Here is a 26,073-nt window from a genome sequence, read left to right on the forward strand (position 1 = left end):
CGATGGAGATCCGGATACTGGGATCGATAGAACTGTGGACGGGCAGCGCCCTGGCCGACATCGGCCCCGCACGGCAACGCAGCATCCTCGGCGCCCTGTTGGTCGATCCCGAGCGGCCGGTGCCGCTGGAGTCCCTCGTCGACCGCGTCTGGGGGGACCGGCCGCCCGCCGGGGTCCGCAACGTCGTCCACACCTACGTCACCCGGCTGCGCCGCGCGCTGGCCCGTGCCTCGGCGGACCTGCCCGAGCCGATCGGCCTGGTCAGGTCGCCGGCCGGCTACCTGGTCTCGATGGATCCCGGCGCGGTGGACCTGGTGCGGTTCCGCCGCCTGCTCAAGGACGCCCAGCAGGAGACGCTCGGCGACCAGGAACGCAGCGTGCTGCTCCAGCAGGCGCTGACCCTGTGGCGGGGGGACGCGCTGGGCGGCATGCACAGCGACTGGGCGGCCCGGGTCCGCGAGACGCTGCGGCAGCTGCACCACGAGGCACTCAGCCAGTGGGCCGACACCGAGATCCGGCTGGAGCGCCCCGGTGCCGTCCTCGCGGAGCTGCGCGCCGCCCTGCTGACCGACCCGCTCTCCGAACAGCTCGGCGAACGCCTGATGCTCGCCCTGTACCTGGAGGGGCGCAGCGTCGACGCCCTGGAGCACTACCAGTCGATGCGCGCGCTGATCGCCAGGGAACTCGGCACCGACCCCTCGCGGCGGGTGCAGCAGCTCTACGAGACGATCCTGCGCGGCGAGGCGGCCGCTGCCGCCCCGGTGCCCGAGCGGAACGCGGAGCCGCACGGCGGCGGGACGCGTTCCCTCCCGGTCCGGCCCTCGTCCGCGGTACCGCACATGCTGCCGCTGGACCTCCCCGACTTCACCGGCCGCGAGCGCGAACTGGACCTGGCTCAGCGGACGTTGACGCATCCCTCGGTGACCCAGCCGCCGGCCGTGCTGGTCGTCGGCGGCGGCGGGGTCGGCAAGACCGCGCTGGCCGTGCGGCTGGGTCACCGGCTCCAGTCCGCCTTCCCGGACGGGCAGTTGTACGCGGCACTGCGCGGCAGCGGCACGCGTCCCGCTGATCCGCACGCGATCCTGGGGCGGCTGCTGCGCGCGCTCGGGACGGACCCGGACGAGATCCCGGCCGACCCCGACGAGCGCGCCGAGGTCTACCGGCTCGCCCTCACCGGGCGCCGGCTGCTGATCACGCTCGACGACGCCTTCGACGACGAGCAGGTGCAGCCGCTGCTGCCGGGCAGCGGGGAGTCCGCCGTGCTGCTCACCAGCAGGGGACGGCTCAGCACGCCGCTCGGCGCCCGGGTCCTGAACCTGGCCGAGCTGCCGCACGGGCACAGTGTGCGGCTCCTGGCCCGGCTGCTGGGCGGCGAGCGGGTCACCCAGGAGCCGGCCGCGGCCGCCGCGATCGCCCGGTACTGCGGCGGGCTGCCGCTCGCCCTGCGCGCCGCCGCCGTACGGCTCAGCTCCCGGCCCCACTGGTCGCTGCGCCGCTACGCGGACCGGCTGAGCGACGAGCGGCGGCGGCTCGACGAGCTGACGCACAGCTCGCTGAGCGTGCGCGCCAGCTTCACCGCGTCCTACAACGCGCTGCCCGACGACGCCCGTGAGGTGCTGCGCTGCCTGGCCGACCTGACGGTGTCCGAGTTCGACGCCGATCTGGCGTGCCCGGTGCTGGGCAAGGACTTCGCGACGATCGAGGACGCCTGCGAGCAGCTGGTGGAGGCCCACTTCCTGACCGTGGCCGAGCCCCCCGCGGCCGACCTGCCCACCCGCTACCGGCTGGAGGGCCTGCAGCGCAGCTTCGCGGCCGAACTCAGGACGGGCCACGCCGACGAGGTGGCCGAGGCCGTCCAGCCCACCGTCTGACTCGCTCCGGGACGCCCGTGCGCAGGGCTCGCCGCGCACGTCCCGGAGCCCCTCACCGCACCCCGGCTCACAGGCGCCGGCCTGGGTTTACACCCCCGGTCAAGAGGCGCTCCAGTCCCGTCAAGACCCGCTCAAGGCCCGCGCCCATCCCCGTGGCCGAGGGTTGCTGTGAAGGCCCCGAAGCGACAGGGCAGGACAGAGAGGGACCGCAATGGCTCTTCCGGACGCTCCCCAGGCCGTGCTGCCTGACCTCGACCAGACCGACCCCGAGAGCACGGCACCGGCACGCACCGCGACGATGACGGATCTGACCGACGAGCTGACCGCCCGCCGGGCGGAGGCCCACTTCGGCCACGACCCGGAGGCCGACGCCCGCCATCTCTCCAAGGGCAAGCTGCTGGCCCGTCAGCGCATCGAGATGCTGCTCGACCCGGGCACGTTCACCGAACTCGGCCTGTTCGCCGAGCACCGGGCGACGGGCTTCGGCATGGAGGACTCCCACCCCGAGGGCGACGGAGTGATCACGGGCTGGGGCGAGGTCGACGGCCGTACGGTCTTCGTCTTCGCCCATGACGCCCGGGTACGCGGCGGCGCGCTGGGCGCGACGTTCGCCGCGAAGATCCACCAGCTCCTCGACCTCGCCGACTCCGTCGGCGCGCCGGTCATCGGACTCAACGACGGCGGCGGCGCCCGCATCCAGGAGGGCATCGACGCCCTGGCCGGCTTCGGCAAGCTCTTCGCCCGCAACGTCCGCGCCTCGGGCGTGGTGCCGCAGATCAGCGTCGTGCTCGGCTCGTGTGCGGGCGGCGCGGTCTACTCCCCCGCGCTCACCGACTACACGTTCATGGTCGAGGGCATGGCCAACATGTTCATCACCGGGCCCGACGTGGTCCAGGCGGTCACCGGCGAGAAGATCACCCAGGAGGAGCTGGGCGGCGCCTACACCCACGGCACGCGGACCGGCGTGGCGAGCTTCGTCGCCCCGGACGAGGAGTCCTGCTTCGAGGGCGTGCGGGAACTGCTCTCCTACCTGCCGTCGAACAACGCCGAGACGCCGCCGTACACCCGGCCGCTGGACGAACCGGACCGGCGCTGCGAGGAACTGCTGCGCCTGGTGCCGGTCGACGACCGCACTCCGTACGACATCAGGACGGTCATCGGCCACATCGTGGACGACGGCGACTACCTGGAGGTCCAGGAGAGGTGGGCGCCGAACATCGTGTGCGCCCTGGCCCGCCTGGACGGCCACACGGTGGGCATCGTCGGCAACCAGCCCGCCGCCATGGCGGGGGTGCTCGACATCGACTCCTCGGAGAAGGCCGCGCGGTTCGTGCGCACCTGCGACGCGTTCAACATCCCGCTCGTGACACTGGTCGACGTGCCGGGGTTCATGCCAGGGACCGACCAGGAGCACAACGCGATCATCCGGCGCGGCGCGAAGCTGCTGTACGCGTACTGCGAGGCGACGGTGCCGCGCGTGCAGGTCATCCTGCGCAAGGCGTTCGGCGGCGCGTACATCGTCATGGACTCCAAGTCGATCGGCTCCGACCTGTCGTTCGCCTGGCCGTCCAACCAGACGGCCGTGATGGGCGCCGACGGCGCGGCCAACATCATCTTCCGCCGGCAGATCCGCTCGGCGGCGGAGCCGGAGAAGGCGCGCCGCGAGCTGGTGGCCGAGTACACCGAGCAGCTGATGAACCCCTTCGTCGCCGCCCGGCGCGGTCACGTGGACGACGTCATCGACCCGGCGGACACCCGGCGGGTGCTGATCAAGTCCCTGGACATGCTGCGCACCAAGCGGGCCAGGCAGCCGCTGCGCAAGCACGGGAACGAGCCGCTGTGAACACGCCACCGCCCACCCCGCTGTCGGTGCTGCGGGGCAATCCGACGCCGGAGGAACTGGCCGCGCTGCTGGTCGTGCTCACCGCGGTGCTCCGTGCCCCCGGCCCGCGGGAGGCGCCGCGGGCCACCGGCCGCGGCTGGGGCCGGCCGGGCGCCTGGAACCGCCCCGAGCCGGCCGCCGCACCCGACGCGGCCGGCTGGCAGCGCACCCCCGCACCGACTCATGGAAGGAGTACCTGATGACCGGTCGGACCGGCCTCGACGGCCACGGCACGCGGACCAGCTGCCTGGCCATGTTCCCAGGGCAGGGCTCGCAACGGCCCGGCATGGCCGCGCACCTGCTCGACACCTATCCTTCGGCCCGGCGGCTGTTCGCCCGTGCCGACGAGATCCTGGGCCTGCCGCTGTCGCAGATCTGCGTGAGCGGAAGCGCCGCGGAACTCGCCCGCACCGAGGTCACCCAGCCCGCGATCGCCACGACCAGCCTCGCCGTGTGGGAGGTGCTGCGGACGGCCGGCTACCGGCCCGAGGCGACCGCGGGCCACAGCCTCGGTGAGTATCCGGCCCTGGTGGCCGCGGGCGTGCTGTCCCTGGAATCGGCCCTGGAACTGGTCCGGTTGCGCGGCCGGCTGATGGGCGAGGTGGCCGCTGAGGTGCCCGGCGCGATGGCGGCCGTCCTCGGCCTGCCCGCGGACAAGGTGCTGGCCTCCTGTGCCGACGCCGACGGTTTCGGCCTGGTCCAGGTCGCGAACTACAACGAGCCGCTGCAGACGGTCATCTCGGGGCACGCCCGCGCCGTCGAGGAGGCCGGCCGGGTCGCGCTGCGCGCCGGTGCCGAGCGGGTCGTGCCGCTGAAGGTGAGCGCCCCCTTCCACTGCTCGCTGATGCAGGCGGTGGAGGAGGAGTTCACCGAGGCGCTCGCCGCCCGGCCGTTCGCCGATCCGGTCCTGCCGGTGATCAGCTCGGTCTCCGGCACCTACGTCCGCTCGGGCGAGGAGGCCAGGGAACTGCTGCGGCGCCAGCTCACCGGCCCCGTCCGCTGGGTCGAGGTGCTGCGCACGGCCGCACGGCACCCGGTGAGCGCGTACACCGAGATCGGCCCCGGCCGGGTGCTCAGCGGGCTCGCCGGCCGGACGCTCCAGGAGGTCCGCACCCGCTCCAGCGGGGACCCCCGCCGCCTGACGCAGCTCTGCTCCTCCCTCGTGCCGGACACCTGGCAGGAGCCGGTGGCGTCCTGACACACCCCGGCAGCCGCCGGCCCGCCGCACTCGTCCGGCCCGTCCCATCAGCAACAACAGTTCACGAAGGGTAAGAACACATGTCGTACGAGGAGAAAGACTTCTCCGCCATCGTCCAGGACGCCGTCGCCGTCGCGCTGGGCCTCGACATCGAGGAGGTCGTGCCCGAGGCCACCCTGCTGGGCGACCTGGACGCCGAGTCCATCGACCTGCTCGACGTCCTGTTCCGCATCGAGCGGGCCTCGGACGTGAAGATCAAGGTCGCGGACATAGCCGAACTGCTCCAGGGCGGCATCCCCGACGAGGAGTTCGCCGACGAGGACGACATCATCAACGAGGTCGGCCTGGCACAGCTCAAGAAGTCCCTGCCGCAGATCGACGTGCAGGAACTGGCCGGCAAGCTCACGGCGGACGAGGTGCTGACGCTGTTCACCGTGCAGAACCTGACGGACCTGGTGGCCGAGCGTGCCTCACTCGCCGCAGCCGCTGCGTGAGCCGGGCGCGGGGCGGTCGCCCGACCGCCCCGACCCGCCGCCGCTGCGCGTGCGGACCGGCGTCGACGTGGCCGAGGTGGCCCGGGTCGAGGAGCTGATGACCTCGCAACCCGGGCTGCGCGAGCGGGTGTTCACCCCTCGCGAGCTGGCCTACTGCGACCGCCGCAGACGGACCGGTGAACACCTCGCGGGCCGCTGGGCCGTCAAGGAGGCCGTACTCAAGTGCCTCGGGACCGGGATGACCCCGAGCATGGAGTGGACGGACATCGAGGTCGTCAACGACCGCGGCGGACGTCCCCAAGTACGCCTGCACGGCGAGGCGGAGACCGTCGCCCAGGCCCTCGGCATGTACCACATCGACATCTCCCTGAGCCACAGCGGAGGTCTCGCCGTGGCCCACGCCGTCGTGGTGTGCCCGGCCGACCCGCCCGGCACGGCCCGAGGCTCCGGGCCGCCCACCCGCACGACGCCGGACACGGCACCCCACAGCACACCCACGGCAGAAGGAGACGATCGGCATGAGGCTTGACGGCCGGACCCCGCAGCTCGGTCTGGGGCGGTCCACGACCGAGGGAGGCCGATGATGCGGTCCCACCTGACCGACCGCCTCGGCAGCCGGCCGGTGCCGGGGACGGAGGCGCTGCGATGAACCGCAGGGTGGTCGTCACCGGCATGGGCGCCGTCACGCCGCTCGGCAACGACGCCGAGAGCACCTGGCGCGGCCTGGCCGAAGGACGCAGCGGCGTCGGGCAGTTGACCTCGATCGACACCACCGGCCACGACGTGACCATCGCCGGCGAGGTCAAGGACTTCGACCTCGCCGACGCCGTGCCCGCCTCGGTGGGCCTGCGCCGGCTGCTGCGGCCGGGCACCTTCGGCGTGGGCGCGGCCTGGGAGGCGCTGCGCAACGCGGGTGTCGGCAAGGACACCTACGACGGCGCGGACATGGGCGTGGCCATGGGCGCCAGCGTGGACCGCCCGGACCTGCAGTGGCTGGTGGACGTCGGGGCGCTGCGCGAGGAGACCGGCCGCGACGACGCGTTCTTCCCGTACGCGCCCTCGGACGCGCTGTCCTACAGCCAGAGCATCCCCACCGCCGCGATGGCCAGGATGCTGGACGCGACCGGCCCGATGCTGGGCGTGTCCACCGCCTGCTCGGGCTCCGCGCACGCCATCGGAGAGGCCTTCCGCACCCTCCAGGAGGGTGACGCGACGCTGATGCTCGCGGGCGGCTACGACTCGTTGACGTCCTGGCTCGACCTGGTGGGCTTCAGCCTGCTGGGGGCGCTGACCAAGGAGTACAACGACGACCCCGCCCGGGCCAGCCGCCCCTTCGACGGGAAGCGGTCCGGGTTCGTCCTCGGGGAGGGCGGCGTCGCCTTCGTCCTGGAGGACCTGGAGGCGGCCCGCGCCCGCGGGGCGCACATCCTCGCCGAGATCCTGGGCTACGGCACCAGTCTCAACGCCTGGCGGGTCACCGACTCGCCGCCGGACGGCAGCGGGGCCATCGAGTCCATGCAGGCCGCGATCGCGGACGCCGGTCTCGAACCGTCCGACATCGACTACGTCGCGGCGCACGGCACCAGCACCCACGGGAACGACCTGTCGGAGACCACGGCGATCAAGAAGGTGTTCGGCGACCACGCCTACCGGCTGCTGGTCAGCTCGCCCAAGTCGATGGCCGGTCACCTCACCTCGGCGGGCGCCGCGCTCAGCGTGTTCGCCTCGATCGGGGCGATCAACCACGGTCTGGTGCCGCCGACCATCAACCAGGAGACCCCCGACCGCAAGCTCGACCTCGACTTCGTCCCCAACACGGCGCGCGAGCACGACGTGCGCCACGCCCTCATCAACGCCTTCGCCTTCGGCGGCACCAACGTCGGTCTGGTCGTGGGGCGTTACGAGGACGAACGCGCCGAGAAGGCGGAGCGATGACGGCCCGAGGAGACGGAGGAGCACCGATGAGCGGCACCGGACGCCAGGTCGTCGTCAGCGGCATCGGCCTGCTGACCGCCCTGGGGGAAGGCCCCGAGGCCAACTGGAAGGCGATGGTGGCGGGCGAGTGCGGGATCGGCCCGATCCGGGCCTACGACCCGTCGCCGCTGCAGACCCGGCTGGGCGGTGAGATACCCGGCTTCGACGCCACCCGGTTCGCCACCAGGCGGCAACTGCGCACCATCAACCGCGGCGACCGTCTCGCGCTGGCCGCCGCCCGGCTCGCCCTCGACGACGCGGGCCTGCCGCACAACCAGGCCGGGGGCGACGAGCTCGGCCACCGGGCCGGCCTCTACCTCGGGGGCAACAAGTCGATCGGCCGCATGGACCAGCTGATCGAGGAGCTGAAGGTCATCCGCCGCCCGGACGGCCGGGCCGACCTGGCGCACCTCGGCCGGCGCGCGGACGTCATCATGCCGCCGCTGTTCTTCGTCGAAGGACTTCAGCCCGGCGCGGTCTTCAACATCTCGCAGACGTACGGCATCCGGGGCGCCAGCGCGTTCTTCGCGGGCGGCGCGGACGCGGGGGCCACCGCGATCGGGCGGGGCATGCGCGCGGTGCGCCGCGGGGACGCGGACGTGGTGATCGCGGGCGGCTACGAGGACGCCACCGACTGGTGGGCGATGACGCTGCTCGACCGGCTCGGCGTGCTGACCACGCGCAACGGCCTCGGCCAGGCGGCGTACCGGCCCTTCGACCGGGAGCGCAGCGGGGCGGTTCCCGGCGAGGGTGCCGCGCTGCTGGTCCTGGAGGAGAAGGAGTCGGCGCTGCGCCGCGGCGCCCGCATCTACGCCGAGCTGACCGGCTACGGCGCCGGCCACGACTGCGGTACGCCGCCGGCGCCGGACGCCCGGGGCCGGGGCGTGTCGCGGGCGGTGCGGCACGCGCTGCGGGACGCCCGGCTGTCCGCCGGCGACCTCGGCTACGTCGCCGCCGACGGCTCGGGCACCCGGCTCGGGGACGCCTCGGAGAGCGCGGGACTGCGCACCGCGCTGGGCACGGCCGCCGCGTCCGTGCCGGTGAGCAGCGTGAAGCCGCAGACGGGTCACCTCGTCGGCGGCGGCGGCGCGCTGAACGCCGCCGTGTGCGCGCTCGCCCTGCACCACGGGGCGCTGCCCGCGACGCTCAACCTCGACGACCCCGACCCGGCGTGCGCTCTGGACCATGTCCGCGGCAGCGCCCGGGAGGCCAGGCCCGCGCACGCGATGGCGCTGGCCCGGGGCATCGAGGGCCAGGCCGTGGCCCTCAGCCTGTCCAGGCCCGCGTGAGCGGCCGGACAGGCCTGTCCAGAAAGGGAAGCAGAGCATGAGTGACGTTCCGGACCAGGCCGTCCGTGTCGTGATCGCCGCCGTGGGCGCGATCACCTCGCAGGGCGGTTCTGCCGAGGCCCTGTGGGACGGGGTGCGGGCGGGGCGGGTCGCGATCTCGCCCGTGCGCGGTCTGCCCATGGACGGCTACCAGACCACCGTGGGCGGCGAGATCACCGAACGCCCCCGCCCCGCCTACGACTACGCCCCGGGCTCCGGCGTCCGCGACTCCTGCGTGGACTTCGCGCTGAGCGCCGCCGAGGAGGCCATGGCCGCCTCGGGCCTGACGGTCGGCACGGACATCCCGGCCGAACGCTGGGGTGTCGCGTACGGCACCTGCCACGGCGGCTGGCGCAGCGCCGAACTCGCGCTGCGCGAGGTGCAGGAGGGCCGCACTCCCGACTGGCACCGGTACACGTTCGTACCGCCGCAGGCCGCCGCGGAGGCGCTGTCGGCCGCCTTCGGCCTCAAGGGTCCGGTGCTCAGCGCCAACACGGCCTGTGCCTCCAGCGCGCACGCGCTCGCCCACGCCCTGGACGTGATCAGGGCGGGGCGCGCGGACGCGATGCTCGTGGGCGGCAGCGACGCCTTCACCGAGTCGGCGTTCGCCGGGTTCAGCAGCCTGGAGTCGCTCTCCGTGCAGCCCGCGGCCCCTTACTCCAAGGGCCGGTCGGGCCTGTCGCTGGGCGAGGGCAGCGGCATGCTCGTGCTGCTGTCGCAGGAGGCGGCCGAGCGGACCGGCGCGCCGGTCGTCGCCGAGGTGCTGGGCTACGGTCTGTCCGCGGACGGCCACCACCCGACGGCGCCGCATCCCGAGGGGGAGGGCGCGGCGCGGGCGATCCGGGCGGCCCTGACCGCCTCGGGCCTGACCCCCGACGACGTCCGGTACGTCAACGGGCACGGCACCGGCACGCAGAAGAACGACGCGGCGGAGAGCAACGCGGTGCGTGCCGCGTTCGGCGACGCCGCCGAGAAGACCTCCCTGTCCAGCACCAAGTCGCTGATCGGTCATCTGCTCGGCGGGGCCGGTGCGGTGGAGGGCATCGTCACGGTGCTGGCGCTGCGCGACCAGGTGGCGCCGCCCACCGCCTCCTTCGCCGGGGAGGATCCGCAGTGCGGGCTCGACCCGGTGGCGGGGACGGGCCGCCCGATGGTGCTGGACACCGCGCTGTCGAACAACTTCGGGTTCGCCGGGGCCAACGCCACGGTCGCCTTCGCCCGCCCCGGCGGCCCCGCCGTGCCGGCCGCGCACTCCCGTCCGGACGACGTCGTGGTCACCGGCTTCGGTGTGATCACCTCGGCGGGCGAGGGCGCCGAGGCGCTCTGGGACGCGTACGCGGCCGGACGGCGGCAGGGCGTTCCCGAGGACGGGCTGCGCCTGGCCCGGGTCGAGTTCGACCCTTCGGCCGCGGGCACCGCCCGGGAGCGCCGGCGCATGGACCGGGTCTCCCAGCTCGCCGTCGCCGCCTGCCGGGCCGCCCTGCGGCACGCGGACGCGCTCGGCGACGCGGCCGCCACGGCCGCGACCGGCGTGGTGGCCGGCACCGCGATCGGTCCGATGGAGAGCAGCGAGCGGTTCACCGCGCCGGTGCTGGCCGCGGGCGCGCAGGCCGCGAACCCGGCCGTCTTCCCGGCCACCGTGTACAACGGTGCGGCCGGCCAGGTCGCCATGGCCCTCGGTACCAAGGGACCGACGTCGACGCTGACTTCGGGCCACGCGGCGGGCGCCGCCGCCCTGGTCGCCGCCTGCGACATGCTGCGCACCGGTCGCGCCGAGCGCCTGCTGGTGCCCGCGGTGGAGGCCTTCTCGCCGGGTGCGCTGGACGCGTACCGCGCCATGCCGCTGTTCGGTACGGCCGCCGGGCGCCGGTACACGCTCGCCGAGGCCGGCATCACGCTGGTGCTGGAGCGCCGTGAGAGCGCCGAGCGGCGCGGCGCCACGATCCACGCCGTGGTCCTGGGCCACGCGACCGTCTCGGACGCCTGCGGCATCGGCCGCTGGGATCCTTCGGGCGACGGCGTCGAGCGGGCGATGCGCGCGGCGCTGGACGGCGCCGGGCTGCGCCCCGGGGACATCGGCGCCGTCTGGGCGAACGCGGCGGGTCTCGCCGTCGCCGACCGTCCCGAACGGGCCGCCTCGGAGCGGGTGTTCGACCTGGACCGGGTGCGGTTCGAGACCCCGAAGCGGGTGCTCGGCGAGCCGGCCGGCGCGGGCGCCCACCTGTCGGCGGTCCTCGCCGTCGGTGCCTGGCGCGAGGGCCGCGCCCACCGCCCCGTCGTGGTCAACAGCTCGTCCCTCGGCGGCACCCACACCTCGCTCGTCCTCTCCCCCGCCCCCCTGCGCAGAACGGAGTCCGGCCGATGACCACCGCGTACGACGTGAAGATCCTCTCCACCGGCAGCTATGTGCCCGGTGATCCGCTGGACAACGCCGCACTGGAGAAGTACGTCGGGCCGCTGCCGGACGACGTCCTCGAGGGCATCCAGGTCAGGACCCGGTACTGGATGATCGACCCGGTCACGGGCGAGCACGTGATCAACAACAGCCGGATGGCCGAGCGTGCCTCCCGGCAGGCCCTGGACCGGGCCGGTGTGGAGCCCGGTGAGGTCGACCTGATCGTGGTGTGCACGGCGACGCCGGAGTACACGCTGCCCAACGTGGCCACCACCCTGCAGCACTACCTGGGCCTGGAGAGCATCGCCGCGATCGAGATCCGCGGGGCCTGCGCGGGCTGGGTGCAGGCACTGGACCTGGCCAGGCGGCAGCTGTCCGACGGGACGGCGCGCACCGCTCTCGTGGTGGGCAGCGAGTCCGTCTCGCCGCTGATGGCGCCGCTCTTCCTGGGCAAGGACCCGGCGCGGGTGCGGATGCGGGACCGGCTGACGCTGTACACGTTCGGCGACGGCGCGGGGGCCGTGGTGCTCCGGGCCGAGCCCGTCGACGACACGGCCGGCCCGCGTGCGGACCCGTCCACCTTCGTCAACGCCTGCGTGGGCGGTCTGCGCAAGCCGGGGATGGAGATCATCGGCGGCGGTACGGACGTGTCGCAGGCGGAGCAGCTGCGCCGCCGCCAGCTGATCCAGATGAAGATCGACGTGCCGGGCACCTCGTCCTTCGGACCGCAGGTGTTCGTCCGCGCGATCCAGGAGCTGACGCGCAAGGAGGGCCGCCCGCTCGGGGAGTTCGACGCGATCGTGCTGCCGGAGGGCAACGCCGACTACTTCGCCGGCGAGTACGAGTCCGCCGGTCTGTCCGCCGAGGAGAACCAGGCGCTCACCGGGCGGATCGTGGAGAACCTGGCCGATGTGGGGGCCACCGGTTCCGCGGCGGTGCCGCTGTCGCTGGACGCGGGCTGGACCTCGGGACGCATCCGCCCCGGCCACCGCGTCGTGCTGCTCGGCATCGAGGCCAGCCGGTACGTCTACACCGGCCTCTCCGTGACCTGGCAGGCACCCGTCCCGGCCTGAACGGCCCCCGGCAAGGCTCCGCGGGCCCCACGGCCCTCGCCCCGGACATCAGATGTAACGCGTGAATTCCAAGGAGAAACACCGCATGGCAATCGGACACCGCACGCTGGGAAAGCCCGGCCTCGACGTCTCCGCCCAGGGGCTCGGCTGCATGGGCATGTCGATCGGCTACGGCGAGGCGGACGCGACGGAAGCGCTCGCCACCATCCACCGGGCCCTGGAGCTGGGCGTCACCCTGCTCGACACCGCCGACATGTACGGCCCGTACGCCAACGAGGAGCTGATCGGGCGCGCCGTCGCCGGGCGCCGCGACGAGGTCGTGCTCTCCTCCAAGGTGGGCAGCGAGATCGACAACGGCCGTCTGACGTGGCGGGTCAACAACCGCCCCGAGTACATCCGCCGGTCGATCGAGGGCACCCTGCGCCGTCTGGGCACCGACCACCTCGACCTCTACTACCTGCACCGGGTCGACCCCGAGGTCCCCGTGGAGGAGTCCTTCGGCGCGCTCGCCGGACTCGTCGAGGCCGGGCTCGTGCGGCACCTGGGAATCTCCGAGGCGGCGCCCGCGACCATCCGGCGCGCCCACGCGGTGCACCCCCTGACCGCCGTGCAGACCGAGTACTCGCTGTTCACCCGCGACGTCGAGGTGAACGGCGTGCTGGAGACCACGCGCGAGCTGGGCATCGGATTCGTGGCCTACAGCCCGCTCGGCCGCGGCTTCCTGACCGGCACCATCCGCGACACCTCCGACATCCCCGAGGGCCTCGACTTCCGGCACATCGCGCCCCGCTTCGAGAGCGGGAACATCCGCCGGAACCTGCCCGTGGTCGACCAGCTCAGCGACCTGGCCGCCGCGACCGGCACCACGGTCGGCCGCCTGGCGCTGGCCTGGGTGCTCTCCCGCGGTCAGGACGTGGTCGCCATCCCCGGCACCAAGCGCCGCACCTACCTGGAGGAGAACGTCTCCGCGAGCGAGGTCCGGCTCAGCGACGACGTCCTGGCGGCGATCGACTCCATCGCCCCGTACGGCATCACGGCCGGGGAACGCTACCCGGCCGCCGAGATGCCCCAGCTGAACCGCTGACTCCCCGTCCGCACCCAAGCCATCCGCCCCGACTCCCGGGAGAAGGACATGTCCGCACCAGCACCCCGCCCCATCCGCCGAGCCCTCATCGCCGGCGGCGGACTCGGCGGTCTCGCCACCGCGCTGGCCCTTCAGCAGCAGGGCATCGAGTCCGTCGTCTTCGAGCGCGCGCCCGAACTGCGCGACGGCGGCGCGGGACTGCACATCTTCACCAACGGCATGCTCGCCCTGGCCCACCTCGGGCTCGCCGAGCAGGTCACCGAGATCGCCCCCGTCCAGTCCGTGTGCCGCTTCGCGACCTCGACCGGGCGGGCCATCGGCAGCTACCCGGTGGGCGAGTTCATCGAGCGCTACGGACAGCCCACGGTCGCCATCGGCCGCTCCGACCTGCACGGCATCCTGCGCGACGCCGTGGACGCGCCCGTCGTCACCGGCGCCGAGGTCACCGGGTACACCGAGCACGCCGACGGGGTGAGCCTGCACTTCGCCGACGGAACCTCCGAGGACGGGGACCTCCTGATCGGCGCCGACGGCGTCCACTCCGCCGTGCGCGCCGGCCTGCTCGGCCACCAGCCGCCCGACTACACCGGCTACATCGCCTGGCGCGGTCACGCGAGGATGAGCGCCGAGGAGTTCGAACCCGGCAGCTTCCAGGCCCTGTTCGGCCCCGGAACCCGCTTCACCTACTACGACATCGCCCCCGGAGTCGTGCACTGGATGAGCGTCGCCAACGGCCCCGCGGGCGGCCGCGACGAGGGCACACCCGAGCAGACCCTGGACATGCTGCGTGCCCGGCACGCCGGCTGGGTCGACCCGGTGCGGCGGATCCTCGACGCCACCGTGCCGGAGAGCATCATCCGCAGCGACGTGGTGGACCGCAAGCCCGACCCGGTCTGGGGACGGGGCCGGGTCACCCTGCTCGGCGACGCGGCGCACGCCGTCAGCTTCAACATCGGGCAGGGCGCCTGCCTCGCCGTCGAGGACGCCCTCGTGCTGGCCGAGCACCTCGCCGCGCCCGGTGCCACCGTCGCCGAGGCGCTGCGCGGTTACGAGGCCGAGCGGCAAGAGCGCACCCGGCCCATGCAGCTGCTCGCCCACCGCATCGGCGTGATGGGCGCGCTGCAGAACCCGGCCGCCATCTGGCTCCGCGACCGGGTGCTGAAGCTCGGCTGGGCCCGCACCTTGCGCACCACGGAACAGGAACACGTCGCCTATGCCACGCGGTGGGCTTCCAACGCCGCCACCGCGGCGTGAGCGCGTTCGTGAACGCCCAGGAAGAGAGGACTGCCGCTGTGACCACCGCGACCACCGAGAACCCCGCGCTGACGGCGTGGGAGAGTACCGAGGAACGCAACAAGGCGAGCATCCGGCGCGTCTTCGCCGAGTTCGTCAACCGGGGCGACTTCTCGGTCGTGGACGAGCTGTACCGGCCGGACGTCGTCGACCACGAGGGCCTGCCCGGGGCGCCCCAGGGCCGCGAGGGCGTGAAGTACACCATCGGCGGACTGCGTGAGGCCTTCCCCGACTTCCACGTCACCATCGAGGACATCAGCGCGCACGGCGACATGGTCGTCATCCACAACACCTGGCGCGGCACCCACCTCGGCGACCTGCTGGGCGTCGCGCCCACCGGCCGCTCGTTCGTCTCCGTCGGCATCGTCGTCTGGCGGTTCGACGAGGAGGGCAGGATCGCCGAGCGCTGGGCGCACGGGGTGGCGTCCAACCTGTTCTCGGCGCTCGGCATGCGGATGCTGGCGCCCCGCAAGGGCGGCCGGCGCAGCGAGAAGGGCACCCGGTCCGTGGTGCGCACCGTGCCGCTGCGCAACGGCAAGCCCATGGCCTGGCACCGGCTCACCCAGGAGCTGCAGGGGCCGCGCCTGCGCGAGTACGAGGCCTCACGGCGGCGGCTGGGCATCACCCACGAGGTGCTGCGCATCGACCCGCGGCCGAACCGGGACCACGTGATCCTGGAGTTCGAGACCGCCGACCCGGAGCGGACCAGGAAGCGCTGGGCGGAGTCGAAGGACCCCTTCGACCTGTGGCTGCGCGAGCAGATCCTCGACATCCACGGCGAGGACCCCTGGGCCGGGCCCGCCACTGCCTGCGAGTCGATCGGCCTCACCTGGACGGCGCCGCAGCGGCTCGTCCCGGACCGCCCCGACGGACCCCGCTGAGCGGGGCACGGTCCGCCGACCGCTGTTCGAGCCGTTCTCCAGAGGCGGTCGGCAGACTGGGGTCCTCCCCCGGGCCGCGCGGACGAAGGCCTCCTGCCCGCCACCCCCCTGCGCAGGCCGCGGGTCAGCAGGCCCGCAGGCCCGCAGGCCCGCAGGCCCGCAGGCCTGGGAGGCTTGCCCGCTGGGCATCCGGACCGACGGGTCCGCGCCGGACATCCCCTGACGGCGCGGACCCGTCGTACGTGTTCTCCCCCGCCCGGCTTCAGCGCACCAGCGCCTCGATGTCCGCGACGAGGTCCGCGGGCTGCGGCATGCGGGCGACGGCCAGGCCGAGGCGGACCGCCTCGGGCAGCGCACGGCCGCCGTTGACCAGCTCGGCGACGTGGAAGCGCAGCCGCAGCATGCTGGGGTCGCCCGCCAGCTCGTCGTCGGAGAGGCAGCGGCCGATGCCGGCCTGCTCCAGGCGCGCTCCGGCCCGCCGCTCGTCCTCCCCCGCGGGCAGCACCAGCTGGGAGACGCCGAACCGGGCCGCCGCGTACACGACCCCCTCGTCGCCGCCGTGCACGACGGCGACGCAGCCGGGCAGCAGCAGGCTCCAGGGATGGTCGTCGCCGGTCAGTTCGAGGAGTTGCAGGCCGAGGCTCTCGACGCCCTCGGCGACCCGCCGGAAGAGCCGCGCCCGGCGCCGGTCCTCCGGCCGGGACCCGGCCGGCGCCCCGGTGACGCAGACGCGCGGGGTCAGCGCGAGGGCCGGGAGCCGGGGCGCCGGCCTCCCCGGCAGTTCCCAGGCGTCGCAGCGCACCTGCCAGGCACCGGGTTCCGGCCGCTCCCGCAGCGGCGGGGGGCAGGGGTCGATCCAGACGGTCGGCCGCGGCGACAACGGCGGCCGGGCGTAGGGGAGGTAGCCGATGGTGGGCACCCCGGACTCGGCCGCCATGGCGGCCGAGTCGGGGCACAGCGGATCGTGGACCACCAGGTCGGGCCGCCAGGCCCGGCCGAACTGCCGCGGCCCGGCCAGGACCGGTACGAGTCCGGCCCGGACCACGCGGTGGCGGGCCCGGGCCGGACAGCAGAACCGGACCTCGTTGCCGGCCGCCTGCATCGCCCTGGCGAGCAGGACGAGTCGCAGCACGGCCGGCATGCCGAGGCCTCCGGAGAACAGCACGCGCACGGATCCTCCTTGCGGAGTCACCCGGTGAAGCGGTCGAGCAGCCGCCCGGTCCCGGGATCGATGTCCAGCACCGGATCGCTGCCGAGCACGGCCCGCTGCAGACGCTGCAGACGCTGTGAGGGCTCGATGCCCAGTTCCTCCACCAGGTGGCCGCGCAGGTTCTGGAAGACCTGGAGAGCGGCGGAGGGGCGCCCCGCCCGGTAGAAGGCCACCATGGACTGGGCGTGCAGACCCTCGTGCAGCGGGTGCCGGGCGGTCAGCGCCGTGAGTTCGGTGAGCAGTTCGGCGTGGCGGCCGAGCCGTAGTTCGACGTCGTTGCGCCGCTCCATCATCCCGAGGCGGCTCTCCTCCAGCCGCATCGCCTCGATCTCGAGCAGCGGCCCGGTGCGCACGTCGACCAGGGCGGGGCCCCGCCAGAGGCCGAGGGCCTCCCGGAAGAGCTCCGCGGCCTGCTGGTTGTCGCCGCGGTCGTAGGCGCGCTGGCCGAGGGAGGACAGCCGGTCGTACTCGTGCACGTCGATGCTGCCGGGCTCCGCACGCAGGAGGTATCCCCCCTGCCTGGTCAGCAGCACTTCCTTGGAGCCGCCGGGCTCGCCCTGCAGCGCTTTGTCCATGCAGCGCCGGAGCTGGAGGATGTACGTCTGCAGCGTGGTGAGCGCGCTGCGCGGCGGGGCGTCGCCCCAGATCTCCTCCATCAGCGCGGACACCGGCAGGACCTGGTTGGCGTAGATGGCGAGCAGTGTCAGGATCTGCCGCGGCTTCGCCGCTGTGGGCAGGATCGGGACGCCACTCAGCTCGGCGTCCAAAGACCCCAGAACGAAGATTCGCATGCGGCCCCCTTGTCTGTCGTAGGACCTCGAACCTCCCACGCGGCCCGCCGGGCGGACAGTGCGTCACTCCCCCTCTGCCGGGTGTCCTGGTCCTGCCCGGCGTGTGACCGATTCATGGTCCGTCGCTGGTCGCGGCAGGGGCCGGGCGTCCGAGGGGGTTCCGGACACGACTCAGGCCCCGCGTGTCCCTCACGGCACGCGGGGCCTGGTGGTTCAGTCGGTGGCGGCGCGTGAGGAACCGGCGTACAGCGCGAGGCAGTCCTCGTAGGCCGGCAGGAGCCCCCGGGCGAGCGCCTCCGCCGCGGTGGGCGCGGCCAGGTCGTCGTCGGTCATCAGCGGCGCCCTGGTGAGCCCCCAGGGCAGGGCGAGAGCCGGGTCGAGCGCACTGACCGTGTAGGCGGCGCCCTCCGTGTGCGGCCGGGAGCTGTGGCAGGCGACGACCGTGTCGTCCTCCAGGGCGAGCCAGGCGTGGCCGAGCCCCTCCGGGACGAACACCCCGGCCGCGGTGCGGTGGTCCAGCCAGAGCGTCTCGTACCGGCCGTAGTCCGGGGACCCGACGCGCAGGTCCACCACGATATGGACGGCGGCACCCCGCACGCAGCACAGCAGCCTGGCGCGGCCGTCCGGGCCCGTGCTGCCGTGGATACCGCGCAGCACCCGGCGCCGGGCGACCGACAGGTCGCTGTACCGGATCGCGAAGGGCCGTCCGATCGCTTCCTCGACGTAGTCCTGGCGGAACGCCTCGTAGCGGACCACGACGTCGTCCTCGACGGCCCGGGACGAGACCAGGAACACGTCCGCAAGGGCGAGTTCACTGATCTCCAGGCTGCGGAAGTCCATGCCGGCGACGGTAGACGGTGCTGCTCAAGACCGGCTGGAGCGCTGCGTACGGCGTTCGCTCCCCCGTCTCAAGGCTCTCTCCAGCCGTAGGCGATCGGGGTGCAGGAGGGTCGTGGTCCCCATTCCGCGCACGAGCCCACGCGAAGGAGCCCGTCCATGACGATCGCCGCGACCCCAGGGGTGCCCTCCGAGACGACCGCGGACCTCGCCCTGCGCTTCGCGCTGTCCGCGCAGGCACACGACAGCGCCATCACGCCCAACGCCGGGTTCCGGCGCTGGTTCACCGCCCAGCGCCGCGCCAAGCGCTACGACGTACGGCGCGTCCCGTTCTCCGCGCTCGCCGGATGGCACTTCCAGGACGGCACCGGCAACCTCGTGCACGAGAGCGGGCGGTTCTTCTCGATCGAGGGGCTGGACGTGCGCACCTCCTGGAACGGACGGGAGAGCAGCTGGACCCAGCCGATCATCAACCAGCCCGAGATCGGGATCCTGGGCATCGTGGTCAAGGAGTTCGACGGCGTCCTGCACTGCCTGATGCAGGCCAAGATGGAGCCGGGCAACCTGGAGACGGTGCAGCTGTCACCGACCGTCCAGGCGACCCGCAGCAACTACACGGGCGTGCACGGGGGTTCGGCGGTCCGCTACCTGGAGCACTTCGTGCCGCCGCGCCAGGGCGGCCGGGGCAGCCGGGTGCTGTTCGACTCGCTGCAGTCGGAGCAGGGCGCCTGGTTCCTGCGCAAGCGCAACCGGAACGTGGTGGTGGAGGCGGTCGGCGAAGTGCCCGCGCACGAGGACTTCGTGTGGCTGACCCTCGGGCAGCTGTACGGGCTGCTGCACGAGGACAACGTGCTGAACATGGACGCCCGGACCGTGCTGTCGCAGATTCCCGCGTCCGCCGGCGGCGGGCGCCCGCTGTACTCGCTGCAGGAGGTCCTGGGCCGGCTCACCGAGGTGAAGTCACGGCGCGAACTGGTCCAGCGTTCCATACCGCTGGCGGACGTCACCCACTGGCGGCGTACCGACGACGAGATCGCCCACGAGTCCGGGCATCACTTCACGCTGCTCGCCGCGGACATTCGCGCCACCAACCGTGAGGTGACCCACTGGTCGCAGCCCCTGCTCGCACCGGCCGAGCGGGGCCTGGCCGCGTTCCTGGTGCGCCGTGTCGACGGCGTGCCCCACCTGCTGGCGCAGGCCAGGTCGGAGGCCGGGGTACTGAACGTGGCGGAGCTGGGGCCGACGGTGCAGTGCCAGCCGGGCCGCGCGCGGTCGCTGCCGGCCGGGGCCCGGCCCCGCTACCTGGACCTGGTCCTCGGCGCGCCGCGGGAACGGATCCTGTTCGACTCGGTGCAGTCCGAGGAGGGCGGCCGCTTCCACCACGCCGACAACCGCTACGTGCTGGTGGAGACCGGCGACGAGTTCCCGCTCGACGTGCCGGAGGAGTTCATCTGGGTGACGGAGGAACAACTCGGCGGCCTGCTGCTGCACGGCAACTACGTGAACATCGAGGCGCGCACCCTGATCGCCGCCCTGCGTGCGACCCGGGCGGTGCGGGGGGAGTCGGCACGCTAGGTCTTGCCGTCACATTCCCGTCGCCGGCTCCCGGACCCCGGACATCGCTCTCGCCCGGGCCGTGAGGAGATGAACCGAAAGCCTGGCATGCCCGTTACCCAAGTGAACACCGAGGCGTCGAGACGTACGGCACCCATCCGGCCGCATCGCCCGCCGGCCTCTGCTGTGAGGAAAGGGAAGGCATGAGACACAGCGACGTCCTGATGGACGACTGGGCCCGGGAACACTCAGGGGGCCGGAGAACGGCCGTTCTCACCGCGGACAGGGGCGCGTCCGCGCCGTCGCACCGCGCGCCCGGAGCCCCGGTGACTCCGGACAGCAGAAACGGTGCGCACCGCGCGGCCGAGGGCGCGCTCCGTGCCGAGTGGCGCGTCGCGGGGGGTGGGTGAGATGCCGCTGCCTCTGCTGTGCAGGCCTGCCGTCGCCGTACCCGAGCATGTGATCACACAAGCGGACACGCTGGCGCTCGCCGCGCGACTGCACCCGGACCACCCGCAACTGCCGCTGGTGCTCCGTCTGATCAAGAACACCGGCGTGATCAAGCGGCACATCGTCCGTCCTGTCGACGAGACTCTGCAGCACACTGGATTCACTCACCGCAACCGCGTCTTCGAAAGCGAGGCCAAGAAGCGTCTGCCCCCGGTGATCAGTGACGCTCTCGCCCATGCCGGACTGCGGGCCGAGGACATCGACATCATCGTGCTGGTCTCCTGCACGGGGTTCATGATGCCCTCCCTCACGTCATGGATGATCAACGAGTTGGGGTTCCGCACCGACACCGTGCAGCTGCCCGTCGCGCAGCTCGGCTGTGCCGCGGGAACCGCGGCGATCAATCGCGCGAGCGACTACTGCGTGGCCCACCCGGGCGCCAACGCCCTGATCGTCTCCTGCGAGTTCTGTTCCCTGTGCTACCAGCCCGACGACCACGACGTCAGCAGCCTGTTGTCCAACGGACTGTTCGGCGACGCCGTCGCCGCCGCCGTGGTACGCGGTGACGGTGAAGGCACGGGGGTACGGCTGCACGCGCAGACTTCTCACGTGTTGCCCGGTACCAGCGCCTGGATCGCCTACGAGGTCAAGGACACCGGCTTCCACTTCCGCCTCGACAAGGGCGTCCCAGGGACCATGCAGCAGATGATTCCTCGGCTGAACGCCTTCATCGAGAAGAACGGCCTGCGGCTGCCAGGGCTGGACTTCTACGTCGTGCACACAGGCGGCCCCCGCGTTCTGGATGCGATGCGCACCCACGGCGGCGTTCCCGACGCCGGACTCGCCGACAGCCGGCACACCCTCTCCCATCACGGCAACGTGGCCTCGGCGGCCGTCTTCGACGTCCTGCGCCGTACCGCCGAGAGCCGGCCCCGCGACGGCGCCGGCGGCGTGATCGCCGGCTTCGGTCCCGGCGTCACCATGGAACTGGCTCTGGGCACCTGGCAGACAGGCACCGTCCCGCAGGTCCCGCTGCCCGCGGCGGCGGGGGGCGAGGCGTGATGGGCTTCGGCAGAACCTTCGAGGAGTTCGAGGTGGGCTCCGTCTACCGGCACTGGCCGGGAAAGACCGTCACCGAGTACGACCACCACCTGTTCTCCCTCCTGACCATGGTCCGCCACCCGCTCCACCTGGACGCCCACTACGCGAGCACCGCCACCCGCCACAAGCAGCCCCTCGTCATCGGGAGCTACATCTTCTCGCTGCTTCTGGGGCTGTCAGAGGCGGATGTCGCAGGAAAAGCCATCACCCACCACGGTTTCGAGAAGATCGACCACCACAGTCCCCTCATGCACGGGGACACCCTGTACGCCGAAAGTGAAGTACTCGCCAAGAGCGTCGTCCCGGACCGGCCCGAGCGCGGGCTGGTCACCGTGGAGACCCGGGGCCGCAACCAGCACGACACGCTCATCATGACCTTCAGCCGCAACCTTGTCGTCCCCAGGACAACAGGCGGATGACGGACAGTGGCCGCCCCACCGCGTGCCGGTGGCAGCAGCGGCGCTCGGTATTCGCGCCGCAACGTGCCGGCGCTCATCCGCGTCCGGCGTCGGGTCGGTGACGTGCGGTTCGCCCGCGACGGTCGCGAACACGACCAGGTCGCTGGAACGGATCAGCTCCTCGGGGGTCGTTCCCCACGTGCGGGACCGCATCGGCCGGGGGATGGCAGGGCGCGCCGCCGGCTGCGGGCGGACGGCAAGGGCCCGACGCCCTCCCGGTTCGCGGGCTGACGGTGAGGCCGACGTGCCTGCCCGCTACGGGATGTGAGTGCCTGTGGCCGCACGGTAGGACAGGCCGGCCTGGGGCCGGCCCGCCCGCCCACGTCGGCCACGTCATCCGGCGCCTTGCGCCTACGCGTGCGCGACGGCCGCCGGGTCGACCCCCAGCTGCCGGAAGATGTCACCCATGTCCAGCTGGTCCCAGTGCTCGGCGAGCAGGCCGTCCTCCACCCTCCAGATGTCGATGGACTGGAAGCTCACCGTGCGCCCGGTCGCCGGGACGCCGAGGAACGTGCCCTGGTGGGTCGCGGTGTACTCGAAGCGGCCGGCCACCCTGTCCCCTTCCGCGACGATGTCGTGCGCCACGGCCTTGATGTCGGGGAAGGCGGCGAACACCGCGACCCAGAAGGCCTGGTTGGCCTCGATGCCGTCGGCCACCACCGGGTTGTGGTCGATGTGGCCGGGCGCCGTGTGCTCCGGCATGGTGCTGACGTCATGGCTGTTGATCATGTCCACGAAGTGCTGGACCAGAGCGTGGTGGTTCTTCGGCATGGTGGTCTCTTTCGGCTGGGTCGGAGAAGAACGGTCGGTCAGAGCATCGCCACCTGCGGTCGAGCCGCCCTGGAGCTGGGAACAACCCCGTTCCACGAGCCCGGTGGCCGCCGCGGAGGGACCGCGCCCGCGGCCTCGGCCACGCCGGTTCCCGCGGTGGCGCCGGGCCGGGGCCCGGCGTCCCGTACGCACCGCGCCCCGCGCTCGAGGGCGAGCTCGGGGCGCGGTGCGTACCGGGGCCGGTCAGCGGACGAACTCGGGGAACCGCGCGACCGTCTCGGCCGGCTCGGGCATGGCCGCCATCTCGCGGGCGACACGTCGGGCGGCCTCCTGGTGGGCGCCGTCGCCCAGCAGGGCGCGCATCTCTGCCTCCACCGCCTCGGCGGACACCTCCGGGGCCGGCAGCACCCGGCCCGCCCCGGTGGCCCGCACCGCGGCCGCGTTGTCGGGGCCGTCGTCCCCGGGCTGCGGCAGGATCAGCGCGGGCAGCCCCGCGGCCAGCACGGCCAGCGTGGTGCCCGCGCCGCCGTGGTGGACGACGGCGGTGGCGTGCCGCAGCGCCTCGGCCTGCGGCACCCAGGGGAGCACGACGACCCGGTCCGGCAGTTCGCCCAGCGCGGCCGGATCGACCACGGGGGACGCGACCAGGACGCGCACGTCGAGCGGCAGCAGCCCGTCGATCGCGGTGCGCAGCAACTCCGCGGAGCCGAGCACGGTGCCGAGGCTGAGATAGACCAGCGGGCCCTCGCCCTCCGTGACACGCGCGGGCAGTTCGCCCGGCTCGGCGAAGGGGACGGACCGCTGCGGGATCCGCTGGACGTCCGAGGCCAGGAAGTCCTGGTTCTGCACAGCGGGCGGGCAGATGTCGAGGTACGGGTTGCCCAGGGTGCGGCTCTGGCCGATCTTGCCGGCCACCCCCAGGTCGCTCGCCGTGGCGTACAGCTCCTGCTGGACCAGCGGATCCATGGTGTCGTCGTAGGAGACCCGGCCGATGCCGTGGCAGACGGCGGGCACGCCCGCCGCGACGGCCGCGAAGGCCGCGCCCGGGTTGAGGATCTCGTACACGACCAGGTCGGGCCGGACGGAGTCGAGGACGGGGGCGAGGTCCGCGGCCACACTGCGCGGCAGCACCGAGCCGAACGCCTTCACGGCCAGGCCCGCCAGTACCTCGGGCGGCACGTCACTGGCCTGTACGGCACCGCCGTTGGCATCCAGGAAGGCCTGGCCGCCGGCCGCCTCGATGAACGCCTCGGGGACGGTGAGCCCCGCGGTGAGCGGCCGCAGGCCCGCCTTCTCCAGGATCGGGTGGAACGGCTCACTGGTGGCGAACCAGACCTCGTGCCCGGCCTCCTGGGCCGCCTGGGCGAGCGGCACCAGGGGGAATATGTGTCCGTAGTTTCCGAGGCTTGCGAAGAGAACCTTCATGTCGCGGCGGCCTTTCTGCCGGTGGCGTGATGAGGAGGACGTGATCAGTGATGACGGAAGAAGTGATCCGTGATGACGGGTGACGGAGGGGATGATGACGGACGGCGGGTGGCGTGAACGCGGATGGCTTGACGGAGGTGACTCGATGACAGGTGACTTGATGACAGGTCACAGGTCACCTGATGACGGACGGCGGGTGACGCGGCGACGGGACCGCCGCGCCCCGCACGGCGGCGTCGCGTGGAGACCACGGTCCGGCCGGTGAGGTGTCAGCGGCCGGCCACGGGGGCCGGTTCGGCCGCCTCCCGGGCCGGTTCGGCACGCTCCGCTCCGGCACCGGGCCGCCCCTGCGCGCCGGCGGGCCGGGTGGCGAAGAGCATCACGACCGCGCCCAGTGCCATGGCCGCCGCACCGACCCACAGGGCGGGTACGAAGCCGTCGACGAAGTCCTGGCCCGAGGCGTAGCCGCCGTTGTGGCTGAAGACGCCGGCGAGCAGCGCCACGCCGAGCGCCGCGCCCAGTTCCTGGGTGGCCGAGGTCGAGCCGGAGGCGATGCCCTGCTCGGATTCGGCGACGGAACTCATCGTCAGGTTGAGGAGCGGGGCGAAGAAGCAGGCGACGCCCACGCCGCCCAGGACGAAGCCGGGCAGTTGCGCGGCGTAGGACACGTCCGGGCTCATCACCAGCGCCCAGTAGGCGAACCCGGCGGCCATCAGCGCGAGTCCGAAGACCACCACGGGCCGTCCGCCGATCCGGTCCGACAGGATGCCCGCGACGGGTGCCACCAGGAGCGGCATCGCCGTCCACGCCAGCATCCGCACGCCCGCCCCGGCCGGTGACAGGTGCTGGATGGTCTGCATGAACTGCGTGATGAGGAAGACCACGCCGTACATCCCGACGGACATCAGCAGGCCGCCGGCGTTGACGGCGCTGAAGGCCCGGTTGCGGAACATGTCCATGGGCAGCATCGGCGCGCTGCTGCGCCGCTCCCACAGGACGAACAGGGCCACCACCACGACGCCGGCCAGCAGCGGGCCCACGGCCTGCCAGGCGCCCCAGCCACCCTGGCCGCCCGCCCGGATCAGGCCGTAGACGAGGCCGAGGATGCCGATGCTGACCAGGAACGTGCCCGGCACGTCCAGGCGGCTGTTCGCGCCGCGGCTCTCGGCCAGACCTCGCCAGGCGGCCGGGGCGAGCAGCAGGCCCACCGGCACGTTGATCCAGAAGACCCACTGCCAGGACATGTGTTCCACCACGACGCCGCCCACCAGCGGGCCGCCCGCGATGGCCAGCCCGTTGAGCGCCCCGTAGACACCGAGGGCGGCACCCCGTTTCGCGGCGGGCACCGCGTGGGTGAGCAGGGTGAGGGAGAGCGGCATGATGATCGCCGCGCCGGCGCCCTGGACCGCGCGGGCGGCGATCAGTTCGCCGATGCCGGGTGCCAGGGCGGCCGCGGCGGACGCCGCCGTGAACAGCAGCAGACCGGCGGTGAACACCCGGCGGCGGCCGAACCGGTCGCCGAGGGCGGCGCCGAACATCATCAGCACGGCGAACGAGAGCGTGTAGGCGTTCACCGTCCATTCCAGGTCCTGCAGGCTGCCACCGAGCTTCTCCCTGATGGTGGGCAGCGCGGTGACGACCACCAGGTTGTCGAGCCCTGCCATGAAAGCGGTCAGGCCCGTGATCAGCGTGGTGGTGCCCGGCGACTTCCCCGCCTCGGCCGCACCGCCGCCGACGGCGGCTTTGTCAGTACTCATTCAGGGATTTCCTTCCCGACTTCACCATGGAGGGGCGGCGGTGCCCGTCGCGCGGTCGCTGGCGAGGCGCCGGTCCGCCGAGGACCGGCGCAAGACGTCGCGCCGAGACTAGGCAGCCGGTCTCAAGCACCGGTCGAGCCGTGGTCCGCGCCGCCCGTGCCGGGGCCGCCTCCAGCGCTTCTCCGCCCGCACCCGATCGGACGGCAGCAGCATCGGGGCCGGCGGGACCTGGGCAGGCCGTGGGGC

General features: G+C 73.0%; 22 protein-coding genes. 16 read left to right on the forward strand and 6 right to left on the reverse strand.

From position 1 onward, the window contains the following. Positions 1-2 precede the first annotated feature (2 nt). The 13 genes from IG64_RS22380 to IG64_RS22440 all read left to right on the forward strand — a co-directional run bounded on the left by IG64_RS22380 (position 3) and on the right by IG64_RS22440 (position 15,473). Positions 3-1,871, forward strand: a complete 1,869-nt coding sequence (locus tag IG64_RS22380; RefSeq protein ID WP_051813204.1) for an AfsR/SARP family transcriptional regulator — start codon at positions 3-5, stop codon at positions 1,869-1,871. Positions 1,872-2,082: 211 nt separating this feature from the next. Then, positions 2,083-3,714 (forward strand): acyl-CoA carboxylase subunit beta, encoded by a 1,632-nt coding sequence (locus IG64_RS22385; RefSeq protein ID WP_234438590.1) that lies wholly within the window; start codon positions 2,083-2,085, stop codon positions 3,712-3,714. Beyond that, complete coding sequence (locus IG64_RS22390; RefSeq protein WP_037858987.1) at positions 3,711-3,953, forward strand: acyl-CoA carboxylase subunit epsilon; 243 nt, start codon at positions 3,711-3,713, stop codon at positions 3,951-3,953. Before IG64_RS22385 ends, IG64_RS22390 begins: the two co-directional genes overlap by 4 nt. Then, positions 3,953-4,951, forward strand: coding sequence for an ACP S-malonyltransferase (fabD, locus tag IG64_RS22395; protein ID WP_078884144.1), 999 nt, complete (start codon positions 3,953-3,955; stop codon positions 4,949-4,951). Before IG64_RS22390 ends, fabD begins: the two co-directional genes overlap by 1 nt. 80 nt (positions 4,952-5,031) lie before the next feature. Beyond that, positions 5,032-5,445, forward strand: coding sequence for an acyl carrier protein (locus IG64_RS22400; RefSeq protein ID WP_037858989.1), 414 nt, complete (start codon positions 5,032-5,034; stop codon positions 5,443-5,445). Beyond that, entirely contained in the window at positions 5,417-5,974 is a 558-nt protein-coding gene (gene acpS / locus IG64_RS22405; protein ID WP_063758827.1) for a holo-ACP synthase, read from the forward strand. The genes IG64_RS22400 and acpS overlap by 29 nt, the downstream gene beginning before the upstream one ends. 116 nt (positions 5,975-6,090) lie before the next feature. Next, positions 6,091-7,380, forward strand: a complete 1,290-nt coding sequence (locus IG64_RS22410; RefSeq protein ID WP_037858990.1) for a beta-ketoacyl-[acyl-carrier-protein] synthase family protein — start codon at positions 6,091-6,093, stop codon at positions 7,378-7,380. Between the two features lie 26 nt (positions 7,381-7,406). Next, positions 7,407-8,708 (forward strand): beta-ketoacyl-[acyl-carrier-protein] synthase family protein, encoded by a 1,302-nt coding sequence (locus IG64_RS22415; RefSeq protein WP_037858991.1) that lies wholly within the window; start codon positions 7,407-7,409, stop codon positions 8,706-8,708. 37 nt (positions 8,709-8,745) lie between these two features. Further along, entirely contained in the window at positions 8,746-11,112 is a 2,367-nt protein-coding gene (locus IG64_RS22420; protein WP_037858994.1) for a beta-ketoacyl-[acyl-carrier-protein] synthase family protein, read from the forward strand. After that, complete coding sequence (locus tag IG64_RS22425; RefSeq protein ID WP_199811639.1) at positions 11,109-12,215, forward strand: 3-oxoacyl-ACP synthase III family protein; 1,107 nt, start codon at positions 11,109-11,111, stop codon at positions 12,213-12,215. Before IG64_RS22420 ends, IG64_RS22425 begins: the two co-directional genes overlap by 4 nt. Positions 12,216-12,300: 85 nt before the next feature. Beyond that, a complete protein-coding gene (locus IG64_RS22430) occupies positions 12,301-13,299 on the forward strand; it encodes an aldo/keto reductase (RefSeq protein WP_037858996.1) in 999 nt (332 codons plus the stop codon). A gap of 48 nt (positions 13,300-13,347) precedes the next feature. After that, the gene (locus IG64_RS22435; RefSeq protein WP_037858999.1) at positions 13,348-14,553 is read left to right on the forward strand and encodes an FAD-dependent monooxygenase; all 1,206 of its coding nucleotides are present in this window, start codon (positions 13,348-13,350) and stop codon (positions 14,551-14,553) included. Between the two features lie 38 nt (positions 14,554-14,591). Further along, entirely contained in the window at positions 14,592-15,473 is an 882-nt protein-coding gene (locus tag IG64_RS22440) for an ester cyclase (protein ID WP_051813224.1), read from the forward strand. A 262-nt stretch (positions 15,474-15,735) separates the two neighbouring features. Here IG64_RS22440 and IG64_RS22445 read toward each other — a convergent pair whose 3' ends face one another. The 3 genes from IG64_RS22445 to IG64_RS22455 form a co-directional block, all read right to left on the reverse strand. After that, the gene (locus IG64_RS22445) at positions 15,736-16,644 is read right to left on the reverse strand and encodes a glycosyltransferase (RefSeq protein WP_037859002.1); all 909 of its coding nucleotides are present in this window, start codon (positions 16,642-16,644) and stop codon (positions 15,736-15,738) included. Positions 16,645-16,661: 17 nt separating this feature from the next. Beyond that, the gene (locus IG64_RS22450) at positions 16,662-17,474 is read right to left on the reverse strand and encodes an AfsR/SARP family transcriptional regulator (protein ID WP_037859003.1); all 813 of its coding nucleotides are present in this window, start codon (positions 17,472-17,474) and stop codon (positions 16,662-16,664) included. A 213-nt stretch (positions 17,475-17,687) separates the two neighbouring features. Beyond that, the gene (locus tag IG64_RS22455) at positions 17,688-18,314 is read right to left on the reverse strand and encodes a dTDP-4-dehydrorhamnose 3,5-epimerase family protein (RefSeq protein WP_051813206.1); all 627 of its coding nucleotides are present in this window, start codon (positions 18,312-18,314) and stop codon (positions 17,688-17,690) included. A 156-nt stretch (positions 18,315-18,470) separates the two neighbouring features. Between IG64_RS22455 and IG64_RS22460 the strand changes: the two genes are divergently transcribed. From IG64_RS22460 to IG64_RS22475, 3 genes are all read left to right on the forward strand, one after another. Next, positions 18,471-19,886: an NDP-hexose 2,3-dehydratase family protein gene (locus IG64_RS22460; RefSeq protein ID WP_037859005.1), complete on the forward strand. Its 1,416-nt coding sequence runs from the start codon at positions 18,471-18,473 to the stop codon at positions 19,884-19,886. Between the two features lie 396 nt (positions 19,887-20,282). Then, complete coding sequence (locus IG64_RS22470; RefSeq protein WP_051813228.1) at positions 20,283-21,377, forward strand: type III polyketide synthase; 1,095 nt, start codon at positions 20,283-20,285, stop codon at positions 21,375-21,377. Further along, positions 21,377-21,835 (forward strand): MaoC family dehydratase, encoded by a 459-nt coding sequence (locus IG64_RS22475; RefSeq protein ID WP_037859009.1) that lies wholly within the window; start codon positions 21,377-21,379, stop codon positions 21,833-21,835. The genes IG64_RS22470 and IG64_RS22475 overlap by 1 nt, the downstream gene beginning before the upstream one ends. Before the next feature lie 390 nt (positions 21,836-22,225). Here IG64_RS22475 and IG64_RS22480 read toward each other — a convergent pair whose 3' ends face one another. From IG64_RS22480 to IG64_RS22490, 3 genes are all read right to left on the reverse strand, one after another. Beyond that, positions 22,226-22,645, reverse strand: coding sequence for an ester cyclase (locus tag IG64_RS22480; protein WP_037859012.1), 420 nt, complete (start codon positions 22,643-22,645; stop codon positions 22,226-22,228). Positions 22,646-22,888: 243 nt separating this feature from the next. Next, on the reverse strand, positions 22,889-24,019 hold the full coding sequence (locus IG64_RS22485; protein ID WP_234438591.1) for a glycosyltransferase: 1,131 nt from the start codon (positions 24,017-24,019) through the stop codon (positions 22,889-22,891). A 320-nt stretch (positions 24,020-24,339) separates the two neighbouring features. After that, positions 24,340-25,827 (reverse strand): MFS transporter, encoded by a 1,488-nt coding sequence (locus tag IG64_RS22490; protein ID WP_078884145.1) that lies wholly within the window; start codon positions 25,825-25,827, stop codon positions 24,340-24,342. Between the last annotated feature and the right edge of the window lie 246 nt (positions 25,828-26,073).

The organism is Streptomyces sp. NRRL S-340 (genome assembly GCF_000720185.1).
Lineage (GTDB): Bacteria > Actinomycetota > Actinomycetes > Streptomycetales > Streptomycetaceae > Streptomyces.